This window comes from Azospirillum sp. UENF 312511 (assembly GCF_058780635.1).
In genome coordinates this window covers 1334012-1348793 of the sequence record NZ_JBSNCG010000001.1, presented here as the reverse complement: position 1 = coordinate 1348793, position 14782 = coordinate 1334012, and the positions used below count along the sequence as shown (strand labels likewise).

The window sequence follows — 14782 nt, the reverse complement described above, 5'->3', positions numbered from 1 at the left end:
CGGTCTGGCGGCTGACGAGGGGATGTTGATTCGCCCGCGGTGCAGCTGAACGCCCGATTCGCACAACGTCGCCCCTCAGGACCAGACAAGTCCAAATCGGGCTCCACCGTGTGCACATGGTGTGCACCGGAAACTTTCGTACAAAATTGGAAAGCGAGGATTTTCAACGGGTTCGATTACCATGTGTGCACAGTCTGGTGCACACGAAAAGGAACCCCAACCAACCCAAAAACGAGAACAAAAACAGTGGGTTAGGTTGGCTGGGGCGCCAGGATTCGAACCTGGGAATGGCGGTACCAAAAACCGCTGCCTTACCGCTTGGCGACGCCCCAACCGAACGGCGCGATCAGCGCCGGAAGGGTCGGGACCATAAGCGGAAACCCAACCCGATTGCAACAGCTTCGTTGACCCTTACCGCCCCTCACGACGCCAAGCCATCAACAGCGCGCCCAGCGCCAGCGCCAGCACAGCGCCCACCGGCAGCAAGGGCACCTCGGACACCCCCGTCACCGTAAAATCGCCGTTGGCACGCAGGCCGATCCAATCGTTGCCGGTCCGCGTCCGGTCGGGGAGGGTGCGGCGCACGTCGATGCCGGGGCGCACGCCGCCTTCCGTGTCGGAAATCCAATGCACACCGCCGCCGGTCTCCTCGGCGACGCCCGACAGGCGGTCGCCGGTGGAGCGCACATCGGCCAGTTCCGGCGGGTTGACGGCGCCGACCACGGCCAGGGCCGTGCGCTCGCCGTCGGTGATGCGGTAGATGCCCGGCTCGCCGGCGACCACGGTGGCGCTGGCGCGGCCGGTGCGATCCTCGGTCATTTCCAGAGTCCGGGTCTCGTCGGAGGGGGTGGTGAGGGTGATGCTGCGCGGGTCGGGCTCCAGGGAGCGACGCTCCACCGTGATGCGGTTGCCGTCCACATGGGCGCGCAGGTCGTTCTCCTCCAACTCCGGTTCCTTCATCAGCCAGTGGGCGAGGCGGCGCAGAAGCTCGGCCTGGGGGCCGCCGCCCTCGAAGCCGCGGCTCCACAGCCACATCTGGTCCGAGGCCAGCTGCGCCACCCGGCCCTTGCCGACGCGGTCGAGGATCAGCAACGGGCGGTCGTCGGCGCCGTTCATCACCACCGCGCCGTTGCCCGGCACGACCTCCACCTGATGGAACCAGCGGCCCCAACTCGGCTCGCCGTCCGGGCGGTCGCCGGGCAGGCCGGCGGTCACCGGGTGGCGGCGGCCGACCTCCGTCACGGTCGGCTTGAAGGGGCGGTCGATGGCCTGACCGGTCGGCTCCGCCGGCATCACCTGGCCCAGCGGCGTGCGGAACAGCGACAGCGGCGTGGCGTAGCCCTGGCCGGACGCCTCCAGCAGGGCGCCGCCCTTCTGCACGTACTCGGCGATGTTCTCCAGATACATCTGCGGCAGCACGCCGCGCCGGCGGTAGCGGTCGAAGATGATCAGGTCGAATTCATCCAGCTTGATCTCGAACAGCTCGCGGATCGGGAAGGCGATCAGCGACAGCTCGCGGATCGGCGTGCCGTCCTGCTTCTCCGGCGGGCGCAGGATGGTGAAGTGGACGAGATCGACCGACGGGTCGGCTTTCAGCAGGTTGCGCCACGTCCGCTCGCCGGCGTGCGGCTCGCCGGAGACGAGCAGGACGCGCAGGCGGTCGCGCACCCCGTTCACCACCACGGCGGTGCGGTTGTTGGCGAGCGTCAGCTCCTGCCGTGCCGCCTCGACCTCCATCTCCAGCACGTTCTGGCCGCCGTGGTTGACCGGTAGCTCCATGTGGAAGTCCTGGCCCACCGGCACGCGGATGGTGCGCGGTGGCCCGCCGTCCTGGCGCAGCGTCACCGCCGCGTCGGCCGACTGGCGGCGCGGCATGTCATCCACCCGGATGGTCAGCTCCACCGGCTTGCCGACGAGGCCGTAGGCCGGCGCCTGAACAATGGCCAGACGGCGGTCGCCTTCGTCGCGGTTACCGGTCAGCAGCGTGTGCACCGGGCCGATCTCGGCCAGCCGGGCGAGGTTCTCCGGGACGTCGTGGACCTGCCCGTCGGTGATCAGCACAGCCCCGGCCATGCGGCGGCGCGGCACGTCGGCCATGGCGCGGTTCAGCGCGTCGAACAGGTGCGTCTCGTTGATGGCGGAGGCGCCGGATTCCGCGTCCCCGGCGCGGACCACCCGCAGCTCCAGATCGTCGAAAGCCTTCAGCCGCTCGGTCAGGCGCTCCAGCTCGGCCTCGGCGCGGCCGCGGCGGTCGCCGATGTTCTGGCTGGGCGAGGCGTCGAGCACGACGACGGCCACGTCCTTGATCGGCTCCCGCTTCTCCTGCACCAGCGACGGGTTGATCAGGGCGAGCGCCAGCACCGCCACCGCCAGAGTGCGCAGCCAGACGCCGCGCGCCCGGCGGAAGACGGCCAGCGCCAGGATCGCCAGCGCCACCACGAACAGCGGCACCAGAAAGACCCAGGGCAGCAGCGGCGCCAGAGCGATGGAGGTTCCGTCAAGCAGGGTCACTGGCCGAGCCTCTCAAGGATCGCGGGCACATGGACCTGATCGGCCTTGTAGTTGCCGGTCAGCGCGTACATGACGAGGTTGACGCCGAAGCGGTAGGCCATCTCGCGCTGCCGCTCCCCGCCGGGGACGACGGCGTACAGAGGCTGGCCGTTGCGGTTCGCCGCCCAGGCGGCGGCCCAGTCGTTGCCGCCGATCAGCACCGGGGACACGCCGTCGTTGGCGCGGCCCTCACGCGCCTCGATCCACAGATTGCCGCCGTTGTAGCGGCCGGGGAAATCGTTCAGCAGGTAGAAGGACTTGGTCAGCACGTGGTCGGGCGGCACCAGGGCCAGCGGCGGGATGTCCAGCCCCTGCACCATGCCCTGGAGCGCCTGATTGCCGCCGACGGCACCCGCCGACTGGTCGCGCGTGTCGAACAGGATGGTGCCGCCGTTGCGCATGTACTCGTTCAGCCGGGCGCGGGCGTGGTCGCTCAGCGCGCGCTGTCCGCCGGACACCGGCCAGTAGAGCAGGGGGTAGAAGGCCAGCTCGTCGCTTTCCGGATCGACGCCGACCGCCCCGGCGGCCTCCACCGCGGTGCGGCGGGTCAGCACGTCCACGAGGCTTTCCAGACCGGCGCGCGAGGTGTCGTCCACCGCGCCGTTCCCGGTGCGCACATAGGCCAGGTAGGTCTCCGCCGTCACCTTGGTCGATTGCGCGTCGTCGGCGCGGGCGGACTGCCAGGGCGCTGCGGCCATGGGGAGCGCCGCGCCCAGCGTCAGCAGGATCGCGGCGGCGGCCCCGGCGCGGCGCCTCTTGCCGCCGAACCCCTTGCCGTCGAACCGCAAGCCGCCGAGCAGGCCGCGCAGCATCAGGGCGATCAGCAGGTCGATCATGGCGAGCGACAGCGCGATGCCGAGCAGCGCCGGCTTCAGCGCCACCTCGCCCCGCGTGCCGTAGGGGCCGCGGGCGACCCCGCCGGGCATGGCGCCCAGCGGCTCGATCCGCGTCAGCGTGGCGGTCAGGTTGAGGGCGCGGCGGGCCTCCTCGGTGCCGTAGAAGCCCGGCGGGTGGCGCGGGCCGAGCACGTCGGCCCCGGCGTCCCCGGCGATGGGGAAGGCGGCGGCCGGCGGCGGCACCAGCCGGCCGAAACCGTCCAGAACCTCCAGCGGCTCCAGCGTGCCGCCATGGGCGCCCCCGGCGACGCCGCCGCTCAGCGTCACCAGACGGCGCAGCATGTCGACGAACAGGCCGGACATCGGCAGGTTGGACCATTCCGGGCTGGCGGTGGTGTGGACGAGCACGATGTAGCCGTCTCCGCGCTTTTCCGAGGTGACCAGGGGCGTGCCGTCCTGGAGCCGCGCCCAGGTGCGGTCGGCGAGGTCGAGCGCCGGTTCGGCCAGCACCTGCCGCGACACGGCGACGTCGTCGGGGATGTGCAGGCCGGCGAACGGGCTGCGTCCGTCGAAGGGCTGGAGCTTCGCCGGCTCCGACCAGGACAGGGCGCCGCCCAACGCGCGGTCGCCCAGCCGCAGGCGCACCGGGACCAGACGGTCGGGATTCTGGGCCAGCCGCGGCCCGGCGAAGCGCAGCAGCACACCGCCTTTGCGCACCCAGTCCTCGATGGTCTGGGCTTCCTGCCCGGTCAGGGCGCCGATGTCCGACAGGACCAGCACGGCGAGGTCGCGCTTGAGAAGCTCGTCCGGCTCGCCGCGCCGCACCTCGTTGTAGGGGGCCAGCGCCCGTTCCAGATAATGCAGGTCGGAGAGCAGCGGCTGGTTCTCGCCGTTGGCGCGGCCCGAGGCCAGCCCGACCGGGCGGCGGCGCCAGCGTTCGTCGAGCAGGACGGTGGCCCCGGCGGTGGTGTCGTTCTCCACGCGCAGGCTGGCGGCGTCGTTGCGCAGCTCCGCCGGCACCTCGAAGCGCACCTCGCGGGTGAGCTGCCCGGTGTCGAAAGCGACAGGTTGGCGGGTCAACAGGCGGCCGTCGGCGCCGGACAGGCGCACGGTGACGCTTTCCGGACGCGAGGCGTCGGCGCGCACCACGCGGGCCGTCAGACCGGCGCCCTCCGACGACGGGGGAAGCAGCAGGTGAGGTGGTTTCTCCGCGGAATCGTCGAGGATCTCCAGGGAGCCCATGCGCTGCAGCGTCTCGGCGAGGCCGCGGGCGGTGCGGTCGCCGATGCCGTCCGACAGCCAGACGGTGTGGGCGGAGCCGCGCGCGGCGAGACCGCGCACCGCCTCCAACGCGCCGGCGCGGTCGGTCGACCAGGGGTGCGGCTCCAACGCCTGGATCAGACGGCGGGCCTCCGAGGCGGGCAGGGGCGGGCTGGCCTTTACCGCCTCGCCCCCGGCGGGCCGGGCGGTCGGCAGCAGGACGACCGGGCGGTTCTGCCGCTCCGCCTGCGACACCAGCTCCTCCATGGCGGCGCGGCGGCCCGTCCAGTCGCGGCCCGACGCCCAGCCGTTGTCGACCAGCAACAGAAGCGGCCCGCTGCCCGGCAGGGCGGCGCGCGGGTTCAGCAGCGGCCCGGCCAGCGCCAGAATCAGCAGGGCGGCGACGATCAGGCGGAGGATCAGCAGCCACAGCGGGGTGCGGGCGGGAGTCTCCTCCCGCGCCGTCAGGTCGCGCAGCAGGCGGATGGCGGGGAAGCGCACCACCCGCGGGGCCGGCGGCGTGACGCGCAGCAGCCACCACAGCACCGGCAGGACGGCCAGGGCGGCCAGCACCCACGGAACGGCAAAGGCGATCGGTCCGAAACCCAGCATCGGCGTCTACGCTGTTGGAGGATGAGGAATCGGGTGCGAAGCAATTGCCCCCACCCCGGCCCTCCCCCGCTTCGCAGGGGAGGGAGATATAGCCCTCCCCTGCGTGAGCGGGGGAGGGGAGGGGCCCGCGAAGCGGGAGGGTGGGGGCGCCGCGCCGCGCCACCTAAACCGCCTCGCGCGCCAGGGCGCCCCACAGGCCGAGCAGGGCGGTCTGGGGCGGCCGGTCGGTGCGGTGGACGGCGTAGGTCCAGCCGGCGGTGCGGGCGAGCGCGTCCAGGCCGTCCTGGTGGGCGCGCAGCCGCTCCAGGTAGGTCTCGCGCACCGCCTCGACCCGCGGCACCAGCAATTCCTCCTCGCCTTCGAAGCCTTCGAACTCGACGCGGCCCTCGTAGGGCAGGGTCTCCTCCGCCGGGTCGAGGATTTGCAGCAGATGGCCGCGCACACCGCGTCCGGTGAGCGCCGACACGGTGGCGTGGATCTCCGGCAGCGGCGACAGCAGGTCGCCGACCAGAACCACCTGGGCGTGGCGGGGCAGTGGCTCGGGCTGCGGCAGCGCGTCGGGAGAATGGGCGTTGCGCGGGTCGGTCATCTGACCGGCCATGCGGTTCAGGGCGAACTTGCCATGGTCCGGGCGCTGGCCGGAGTTCAGCAGGCCCACCCGCTCGCCGCCGCGCACCAGCAGCACCGCGGCGGCGAGGGTCAGCAGGTCGGCGCGCTCCCGCTTCGTCGGCAGGCCGTTGACCGAGCGGTAGTCCATGGAAGGCGAGCGGTCGCGCCACAGCCAGACGGTCTGGGCGGCCTCCCACTCGTTCTCGCGCACATAGACGGGCTGGGTCTTGCCGGACTGCCGCCAGTCGATCATCTGCGGCGAGTCGCCGGGCTGGTAGCGGCGGAACTGCCAGAAGGTCTCGCCCAGCCCGACGCGGCGCCGTCCGTGAACGCCCTGCGCCACCGTGGAGGCGACGCGCTCCGCCGCGACCAGCAGCGGCGGCAGGGTGGCGGCCAGCCCCTCCGCGCGCTGCTGCGCCCGCAGGGTGGTGGCGCCAAGGGTGGGACTGGCCATCGGCGGGTCCTTACGACAACGGGGCGCAGAGGCGGTTGATGATATCGTCCAGCGTAATCCCGTCCGCCCGCGCCGCGAAGTTCAGCGCCATGCGGTGGCGCAGCACGGGCTTCGCCAGGGCCACCACGTCGTCCAGCGACGGCGCCAGCCGCCCGTCCAGCACTGCGCGGGCGCGGGCGGCGAGCATCAGCGCTTGGCTGGCGCGCGGGCCGGGACCCCAGGCGACGTGGCGCTGCACCTCCGGCAGGTCGGTCGCCTCCGGACGGCCCCGCCGCACGAGGTCGAGGATGCCGTCAACGACGCCCTCACTGACCGGCACGCGGCGGACCAGCCGTTGCGCGACCTGGAGGTCGGCGGGGGAGAGCACCGTCACCGCCTGCTCGTCCAGTGAACCGGTGGTGGCGATCATCATCCGCCGCTCGGCGTCGCGGTCGGGGTAATCGACGTCGATCTGCATCAGGAAGCGGTCGAGCTGGGCTTCCGGCAGCGGGTAGGTGCCTTCCTGCTCCAGCGGGTTCTGGGTGGCCAGGACGTGGAAGGGCTGGGGCAGGGCGTGGTAGTGGCCGGCGACCGACACGCGCCGCTCCTGCATCGCCTGGAGCAGGGCGGACTGGGTGCGTGGGCTGGCGCGGTTGATCTCGTCGGCCATCAGCAGCTGGCTGAACACCGGCCCCGGAATGAAGCGGAAGGAGCGGCGGCCCTGCTCGTTCTCCTCCAGCACCTCCGACCCCAGGATGTCGGCGGGCATCAGGTCGGGCGTGCACTGGATGCGCTTCTCGGCGAGGCCCAGCACGGTGCCCAGCGTCTCGACCAGCCGCGTCTTGGCGAGGCCCGGCACGCCGATCAGCAGCACGTGGCCGCCGGCCAGGAGCGTGATCAGCGTGAGGTCGATGACCTCCTGCTGGCCGAAGATGATCCGGCCGATGCGGTCGCGGACATGGGTCAGCCGGCCGCCCAGGGCCTCGATCTCCGCCATGAGCTGGTGCGGGTTCTCGCCGGCGGGAAAGCTCTGGCCCAGATTGGCCCCCGGATTAGCGGCGTCGGTTGCGCTCACGTCTCTGCTCCCGTTAAGACCATGCACTCGGTGGGCAATCATGACCGCCCAACCATGACCACTTGGGTCGAAACAGCCATCGTGGCAAATCCGCCAGTCCGGACCTATGTGACGAGTATGGCGAAATTACGTTGCGCGGCCAGTTCCCTCTGTGCCCCTCAGGCCCGAAAAAGACGAGAAGGCTAGCGATGAAGGTCGGCAATGACGGGGCGAATGACAAGCGCCCAAATGAAACGCGCCCCGGTGAGGTGACCGGTGGGGAAAACGTCGAAAGCCCGCCCCCCGCTCTGCCTCTGACCGCAAGGGAGCAGCGGTTCGACATCCGCATCGCCCGCGACGGCACATGGTTCCACGAGGGCGACCCGATCCGGCGGATCGAACTGGTCAAGCTGTTCGCCACCGTCCTGCGGCGGGATGAGGCGGGCGATTTCTGGCTGGTCACCCCGGTCGAGCGCGGGCGGATCGTGGTCGAGGACACGCCGTTCGTCGCCGTGGAAATGGCCACAAGCGGAAATGGAGACGAACAGGTCCTGTCTTTCCGTACAAATTTAGACGAATGGGTCGATTGCGGGCCCGATCATCCAATTCGGGTGGTCCACAATCCTGAAAATGGCGAACCGACGCCCTATATCCTCATAAGAAACGGGCTCGAAGCGCGAATTCTCCGGCCGGTCTACTACGAAATGGTAGACCGGGCCGATACGCGCGGCCATGATGGTGAGGCTGAGGTGGGGGTATGGAGCAAGAAGGTCTTCTTCGCGCTGGGCAGGCTGCCTGGCGGGTGAGTCTCGACGAGGTCCGCAAGCGCTTTCCGGGAAGCGCCGCCGCCGACCTGCGCCCGGTCAAGGTGCGCGGCGACCACGATCTGAATCCCGGTTTTGAGCCTTCCCAGGGCAAGCTGCGGGAGGCCGCCGTTTTGGTGCCGCTGGTTGACCGTCCGGAGGAGCTGACGGTCATCTTCACCCAGCGCACCGCCAACCTGACGGCCCATGCCGGGCAGATCAGCTTCCCCGGCGGGCGGATGGAGAGCGACGACCGCGACCCGGAGGACACCGCCCTGCGCGAGACCGAGGAGGAGATCGGGCTGGGGCGCGACCACATCGAGGTGCTGGGTCGGCTCGACACCTACGTGACGCGCACCGGCTTCCGGGTGACACCGGTGGTCGGGCTGGTGCGCCCGCCTTTCCAGGTGACTCCCGACCCGACCGAGGTGGCGGAGGTGTTCGAGGTGCCGCTGGCCGCCATCCTCGACCCGACCAACCCGCAGCGCCACAGCCGCGAATTCCAGGGTGCGCAACGCTATTTCTACGCCTTCCCCTACCAACAGCGCTTCATTTGGGGGGCGACGGCGGGGATGCTGGTGAATCTCTGCGATGTCCTGCGTGCCGAGGGGCTGGGCGAGGGGCTGGGGTGCGACGGCCTGGGAAGCGATCGCCTGGGCGACGTGCCCGCCGGCGGATCATCGTAGGGCGGGCGGCGCGGTGCTGCGGATTTTCCTGACGGTCATCCTGCCCCTGGTCCTGCCCACGGTCGGTTACGCCCTGTATGTGCTGGTGGTCGAGCGCCGCCGCCGCGAGGCGGAGGAGGCGCACAGCCCGGCGCCGTGGTGGGCGACGGCGCCCTGGCCCTGGCTGGTCTTCGCCGGGGTGGCGGCGATGGCGGTGACCCTGGGCTCGGTCGCCATGACCAGCGGGGTGCCGCCGCACACGCCCTACACCCCGGCCCATGTCGAAGACGGGAGGGTGGTTGGCGGCGGGGCGTCTGGCAATTGAGCGTCTCTGGCAATTGAATGCCTTGCGGGCTAGCCTGCCGCCATGACCGTCAACGCCCGCATCGCTCCCCAGCCCTGGATGACCGCCCCCGAGACGCGCGCCGTGTTCGACGCCCTGGCCGCCGGAGGGGCGGACGCCCGCTTCGTCGGCGGTTGCGTGCGCGACGCGTGGCTGGGCCGCAAGGTCAAGGACATCGACATCGCCACCCACGCCCCGCCGGAACGGGTGATGGCGCTGCTGAAGGCCGCAGGCATCGGCGCCATTCCCACCGGGATCGAGCACGGCACCATCACCGCCGTGGTGGGGAAGGCCCATTACGAGATCACCACGCTGCGTCGAGACGTCGAGACCTTCGGGCGTCACGCCCGCGTCGAATTCACCGACGACTGGCGGGAGGACGCCGCCCGGCGCGACCTGACCATGAACGCCCTGAGCTGCACGCTGGACGGCTGCGTCTACGACCCCTTCGGGGGATTGGCGGACATGGCCGCCGGGCGGGTGCGCTTCGTCGGCGACCCGCGCCAGCGCATCGAGGAGGATGTGTTGCGCCTGCTGCGCTTCTTCCGCTTCCACGCCCATTACGGGCGCGGCGCGCCGGACGAGGCGGCGCTGGCCGCCTGCGCGGAGATGGCCCCCCGCCTGCCCACCCTGTCCGGGGAACGGGTGCGGGGCGAGCTGTCCCGCCTGCTGGCGGCGCCCGACCCGGCGTCGGCCTGGGCGCTGATGATCCGGCTCGGCGTGATGGTCCATCTGCTGCCGGACGCGGTGCGCACCGCTCGGCTGGACGGTCTGGTCCGGTTGGAACACGATCTGGACGAACCGCCCGAGGCGGTGCGCCGCTTCGCCGCCGTGCTGGACACCGACCGGGCGGGGGCGCTGGCCGTGGCGCAGACCCTGCGCCTGTCCAACGCCGACCGCGACCGCCTCGCCGCCCTGACCGAGCCGCCGATGGCCGTGTCGCCGTCGGATGGGCCGGTGAAGCGGCGGCAGGCGCTCTATCGGCTGGGCGACGCCGGACTGTACCGCGATCTCGTGCTGCTGGCGGCGGTGGACGCGCCCGGACCGGTGGCGCTCGACGCGGTCAGGGCGGCGCTGGCGACCGCCGAGGATTTGCCGTCCCTGGTCCTTCCCATCGCCGGGCGCGACCTGCTGGCCATGGGGATGCCGCGGGGCCCGGCGGTGGGCGCGCTGCTGAAGCAGGTCGAGGCATGGTGGATCGCCGAGGACTTCCGACCGGGACGGGACGAGTGCCTGACGGAGGCGAGGCGGCGTCTGGGGTGAAGCGCCGTCGTTACGGCCACTTCACCTCGGGCGGCATGCTCATCAGGATGGCCTCGGTGTTGCCGCCGGTCTTCAGGCCGAAGGTCGTCCCGCGGTCATAGAGCAGGTTGAACTCGACGTAGCGGCCGCGGCGGATCAGCTGGTGCTCGCGCTGCTCCGGGGTCCAGGGCCGGTTCATGTGGCGGCGAACCAGGGCGGGGAAGACCTCCAGGAAAGCCAAGCCCACGTCGCGGGTGAAGGCGAAGTCGGCCTCCCAATTCCCGGAATCCAGGTTGTCGTAGAAGATGCCGCCGACGCCGCGCGCCTCGCCCCGGTGCGGCAGGAAGAAGTAGCGGTCGCACCATTCCTTGTAACGTGCGTAGCAGGTCGGGTCGTGGCGGTCGCAGGCGTTGCGGAAGGCGGCGTGGAAATCGGCGGTGTCCTGCTCGTCGGGCACCATGGGGGTCAGGTCGGCGCCGCCGCCGAACCAGCCGAGGCTGGTCACGATGTGGCGCGTGTTCATGTGGGTGGCCGGCACCAGCGGCGAGCGCATGTGCGCGACGAGGCTGATCCCCGACGCCCAGAACCGCCCGTCTTCCGCGGCGCCAGGAATGTTGGCGCGGAACTCCGGGCTGAAGGTGCCGTGCACCGTGGAGACGTTGACCCCCACCTTCTCGAACACGCGGCCACGCATCACCGACATCACGCCGCCGCCGCCCTCGCCGCCGCCATGGTCGGGGCGCTGCCAGGGCTTGCGCTCGAAGCGGCCCGGCGGCAGGTCGGCATGGGTGCCGGTCAGCTCGTCCTCGATCCGCTCGAACTCGGCGCAGATGCGGTCGCGCAGTTCGGCGAACCAGGCGCTGGCCTGAGCCTGACGGGCGGTTCTGATGTCCATGGCGTCGGTGGGGGAGGTGGTCATGGGCGGGCGTCCGGCGTCGGTCAGGGCGAAGGAAGGGGCGAGGGTCTCGGCAATGCGGCCGTCTGCCGCAGGGCCTCACCCAACACCATCGCGGCACTCAGCGCAACATTCAGCGACCGGGCGGGCGGCATCAGGGGGATGACCAGCCGGGCGTCGGCCGCCGCGTGCACGTCGTCGGGCACCCCGGCGCTTTCGCGCCCGACCATGATCCGGTCGTCCGGGGCGAAGGCGAACTCGGTGTAGGGAACGGCGCCGCGGGTGGTCAGCAGCACCAGCCGCCCGGCCTGCGGCAGCGCCCGGTAGGCCGCCCAGGAGCTGTGCCGGACCAGAGCCAGCTGGTCGATGTAGTCCATCCCGGCCCGGCGCAGCTTGCGGTCGTCCAGAACGAAGCCGCAGGGCTCGATCAGGTCCAGCGGCACCCCGAGTCCCGCCGCCAGACGCATCAGAGTCCCGGCGTTCTGGGGAATGTCCGGTTCGAAGAGAACGAGGCGCATGAAATTCCCTTTTGGTTCAGCGACGTCTAATGGTGCACCGCAAAGCGCGACAAGTTGTCCCGATGACAAAACCTTTTCAAGGCGTTGCCGCGACTGTATACCGCACCCCGGATACCCGGGACATACAACCCCGGTCGACGCGGCGCGCACCCACCCACCCAGTGAGCGGACATGCCCGTCAAGTCGTGATAAACACTGGTCCACGTGTCATAGGGCGCTTCGGCGCGCCGCGTATGCCTTGAGGAGATTAACGCTTATGGCTCAGACCACGCATCCGCCCGGGACGGGTGGCCACGCGGCCCCCGGCGGCGAGGGGGCTTCCCGCCGTGATTTTCTCTACCTCGCCACCGGGGCCGTGGGTGCCATTGGTGTCGCGTCGGCCGTCTGGCCGTTCATCGACAGCATGAACCCGGCCGCCGACACCCTCGCGCTGGCTTCGATCGACGTGGATCTGGCCCCGGTCCAGGAAGGCCAGGCGATCACGGTCACCTGGCGCGGCAAGCCGGTCTTCGTCCGCCACCGCACGGCGAAGGAGATCGAGGAGGCGCGCACCGTCAACCTCGGCGAACTGCGCGACCCGGCCGCCGACGACGCCCGCGTCAAGAAGCCGGAATGGCTGATCGTCGTCGGCATCTGTACGCACTTGGGCTGCGTGCCGCTGGGCCAGAAGCCGACCGATCCGCGCGGCGACTACGACGGCTGGTTCTGCCCCTGCCACGGCTCGCACTACGACACCGCAGGGCGCATCCGCAAGGGTCCCGCCCCGGCCAACCTCGTCGTTCCGCAGTACGCTTTCACGAGCGACACCGCGGTCCGGCTCGGCTAAGCGGCCCTTAAGGTTCTGGAGACCCCAAGATGGCTCAGGCTCACGCCCCCCAGTTCAAGAATCCCGTCGTGAAGTGGATCGACAGCCGCCTGCCGATCTTCACGATGCTGGACCATGAGTACAACCAGTATCCGATGCCCCGGAACGTCAACTATCTGTGGGCGTTCGGTGCCATCGCCGGCATCATGCTGGTCATCATGATCGCCACCGGCCTCGTGCTGGCGATGCAGTATGCCGCGCACACGACCATCGCCTTCGACTCGGTCGAGCGCATCATGCGCGACGTCAACTACGGCTGGCTGCTGCGCTACGTCCACGCCAACGGCGCGTCGATGTTCTTCATCGCCGTCTACATCCACATGTTCCGCGGTCTCTACTACGGCTCCTACAAGGCGCCGCGCGAGATCCTGTGGATCCTCGGCGTGCTGATCCTGCTGGCCATGATGGCGACCGCCTTCATGGGCTACGTGCTGCCGTGGGGCCAGATGAGCTTCTGGGGCGCCACCGTCATCACGAACCTGTTCTCGGCCTTCCCGCTGGTCGGCGACCCGATCGTGACCTGGCTGTGGGGCGGCTTCTCGGTCGACAACCCGACGCTGAACCGCTTCTTCGCGCTGCACTTCCTGCTGCCGTTCGTGCTGCTGGGCCTGGTCGTCCTCCACACCGCCGCCCTGCACGTCTCCGGCTCCAACAACCCGCTGGGCATCGACGCCAAGGGCCCGCAGGACACCGTTCCGTTCAACCCGTACGTCACGATCAAGGACGGCTTCGCGGTCGTCGTGTTCCTGATCTTCTACGCGGCCTTCGTCTTCTTCGCCCCGAACTACCTCGGCCACCCGGACAACTACATCCCGGCCAACCCGCTGGTCACCCCGGCGCACATCGTTCCGGAATGGTACTTCCTGCCGTTCTACGCGATCCTGCGCGCGATCCCGGACAAGCTGGGCGGCGTGCTCGCCATGTTCGGCGCCATCGCGGTGCTGGCGGCCCTGCCGTGGCTCGACACCTCCAAGGTGCGCAGCTGCAAGTTCCGTCCGATCTACCGCCAGTTCTTCTGGATCCTCGCCATCGACGCCCTGGTCCTCGGCTACGCCGGCGCGATGCCCGCGGAAGGCGTGTGGCTGCTGGTCGCCCGCATCGGCACGGCCTACTACTTCTTCCACTTCCTGATCCTGCTGCCGCTGCTGGGCAAGCTGGAGCGTCCGCTGCCGCTCCCCGCCAGCATCTGCGAACCGGTTCTGAAGGGCGGTGGCCGCGTTGCCGCCGGCGCCCACGCCAAGCCCATGGAGAAGGCATAATGCGCTCTCTGAAGTCTGCCATCCTCTCCGCGGCCGTCGCCCTGGGTCTGGCCGGCGCCGCGCAGGCGTCGGAAGCGGTGCACATTCCCAAGCAGGAGTGGTCGCACAGCGGCGTCTTCGGCACCATCGACAAGGCCTCGGCGCAGCGCGGCTTCCAGATCTACAAGGAAGTCTGCTCGACCTGCCACTCGGCCAAGCTGGTCCCGATCCGCACGCTCGCCGGCATCGGCTTCAACGAGGACGAGCTGAAGGCGATCGCCGCCGGCTATGAGGTCCAGGCCGGTCCGAACGACGCGGGCGAGATGTTCATGCGTCCGGGCATCCCGGCCGACCGCTTCCCGTCGCCGTTCCCCAACGACAACGCCGCCCGCGCCGCCAACAACGGCGCCCTGCCGCCGGACCTGTCGCTGATGGCGAAGGCCCGCGTCGGCGGCGAGGACTACCTCTACGCCTTCCTGACCGGCTTCGAGGAGAACCCGCCGGAAGGCGTGACCCTGATGCCGGGCATGAACTACAACAAGTACTTCCCGGGTCATCAGGTGGGCATGCCCAACATCCTGATGCCGGACGGCGTGACCTACGCCGACGGCACCCCGGCGACGGTGCAGCAGCAGGCCCACGACATCAGCACCTTCCTGACCTTCATCGCCGAGCCGCACATGGATGCGCGCAAGCAGATGGGCGTGAAGGTGATCCTGTTCCTGATCGTGCTGGCCGGCCTGATGTACGCCACCAAGCGCAAGCTGTGGAGCACCCTGCACTGAGCCGCGTCCCGGCCCGGTGTGGATGATCGAGACTGGACAGGGCGCCTTCGGGCGCCCTGTTCTTTTGTGGGCGA

The 14782-nt window shown here is 70.2% G+C and carries 13 protein-coding genes and 1 tRNA gene; 7 read left to right on the top strand and 7 right to left on the bottom strand.

Going from position 1 to position 14782, the window contains the following annotated elements:
* Positions 1-257: 257 nt before the first annotated feature.
* The 5 genes from ACWPN7_RS06215 to ACWPN7_RS06195 all read right to left on the bottom strand — a co-directional run bounded on the left by ACWPN7_RS06215 (position 258) and on the right by ACWPN7_RS06195 (position 7375).
* Positions 258-332, bottom strand: a tRNA-Gln gene (locus ACWPN7_RS06215).
* A 79-nt stretch (positions 333-411) separates the two neighbouring features.
* Positions 412-2511, bottom strand: coding sequence for a hypothetical protein (locus ACWPN7_RS06210; protein ID WP_456531798.1), 2100 nt, complete (start codon positions 2509-2511; stop codon positions 412-414).
* On the bottom strand, positions 2508-5258 hold the full coding sequence (locus ACWPN7_RS06205; RefSeq protein WP_459197235.1) for a DUF4159 domain-containing protein: 2751 nt from the start codon (positions 5256-5258) through the stop codon (positions 2508-2510). Before ACWPN7_RS06205 ends, ACWPN7_RS06210 begins: the two co-directional genes overlap by 4 nt.
* A gap of 163 nt (positions 5259-5421) precedes the next feature.
* Complete coding sequence (locus tag ACWPN7_RS06200) at positions 5422-6321, bottom strand: DUF58 domain-containing protein (RefSeq protein ID WP_014198437.1); 900 nt, start codon at positions 6319-6321, stop codon at positions 5422-5424.
* A gap of 10 nt (positions 6322-6331) precedes the next feature.
* The gene (locus ACWPN7_RS06195) at positions 6332-7375 is read right to left on the bottom strand and encodes an AAA family ATPase (protein ID WP_372712363.1); all 1044 of its coding nucleotides are present in this window, start codon (positions 7373-7375) and stop codon (positions 6332-6334) included.
* A gap of 188 nt (positions 7376-7563) precedes the next feature.
* On the opposite strand from ACWPN7_RS06195, the gene ACWPN7_RS06190 reads away from it, so the two are divergent.
* Genes ACWPN7_RS06190 through ACWPN7_RS06175 form a run of 4 tightly spaced genes read left to right on the top strand, consistent with a single transcriptional unit; the run spans position 7564 to position 10428 of the window.
* Positions 7564-8160, top strand: coding sequence for a DUF1285 domain-containing protein (locus ACWPN7_RS06190; protein WP_200776286.1), 597 nt, complete (start codon positions 7564-7566; stop codon positions 8158-8160).
* Entirely contained in the window at positions 8157-8843 is a 687-nt protein-coding gene (locus ACWPN7_RS06185; RefSeq protein ID WP_040134290.1) for a CoA pyrophosphatase, read from the top strand. Before ACWPN7_RS06190 ends, ACWPN7_RS06185 begins: the two co-directional genes overlap by 4 nt.
* Positions 8844-8856: 13 nt before the next feature.
* The gene (locus tag ACWPN7_RS06180) at positions 8857-9147 is read left to right on the top strand and encodes a DUF6111 family protein (protein WP_040134289.1); all 291 of its coding nucleotides are present in this window, start codon (positions 8857-8859) and stop codon (positions 9145-9147) included.
* A 42-nt stretch (positions 9148-9189) separates the two neighbouring features.
* Positions 9190-10428: a CCA tRNA nucleotidyltransferase gene (locus ACWPN7_RS06175; RefSeq protein ID WP_459197236.1), complete on the top strand. Its 1239-nt coding sequence runs from the start codon at positions 9190-9192 to the stop codon at positions 10426-10428.
* 10 nt (positions 10429-10438) lie between these two features.
* Here the strand turns inward: ACWPN7_RS06175 and hemF are convergent, their stop codons facing one another.
* Positions 10439-11326 carry an oxygen-dependent coproporphyrinogen oxidase gene (gene hemF, locus ACWPN7_RS06170; RefSeq protein ID WP_081863142.1) on the bottom strand — a complete coding sequence of 296 codons (888 nt, stop codon included), beginning with the start codon at positions 11324-11326 and terminating at the stop codon, positions 10439-10441.
* 20 nt (positions 11327-11346) lie between these two features.
* The gene (locus ACWPN7_RS06165; RefSeq protein WP_040134287.1) at positions 11347-11820 is read right to left on the bottom strand and encodes a tRNA (cytidine(34)-2'-O)-methyltransferase; all 474 of its coding nucleotides are present in this window, start codon (positions 11818-11820) and stop codon (positions 11347-11349) included.
* Between the two features lie 256 nt (positions 11821-12076).
* Here ACWPN7_RS06165 and petA point away from each other — a divergent pair, with 256 nt between their 5' ends.
* From petA to ACWPN7_RS06150, 3 genes are read left to right on the top strand one after another with little or no spacing between them, the layout of a single operon-like run.
* Positions 12077-12646: a ubiquinol-cytochrome c reductase iron-sulfur subunit gene (gene petA / locus ACWPN7_RS06160; RefSeq protein WP_014198445.1), complete on the top strand. Its 570-nt coding sequence runs from the start codon at positions 12077-12079 to the stop codon at positions 12644-12646.
* 29 nt (positions 12647-12675) lie between these two features.
* The gene (locus ACWPN7_RS06155) at positions 12676-13944 is read left to right on the top strand and encodes a cytochrome b (protein ID WP_040134286.1); all 1269 of its coding nucleotides are present in this window, start codon (positions 12676-12678) and stop codon (positions 13942-13944) included.
* Positions 13944-14708 carry a cytochrome c1 gene (locus ACWPN7_RS06150; RefSeq protein WP_035676897.1) on the top strand — a complete coding sequence of 255 codons (765 nt, stop codon included), beginning with the start codon at positions 13944-13946 and terminating at the stop codon, positions 14706-14708. Before ACWPN7_RS06155 ends, ACWPN7_RS06150 begins: the two co-directional genes overlap by 1 nt.
* Positions 14709-14782: the final 74 nt, after the last annotated feature.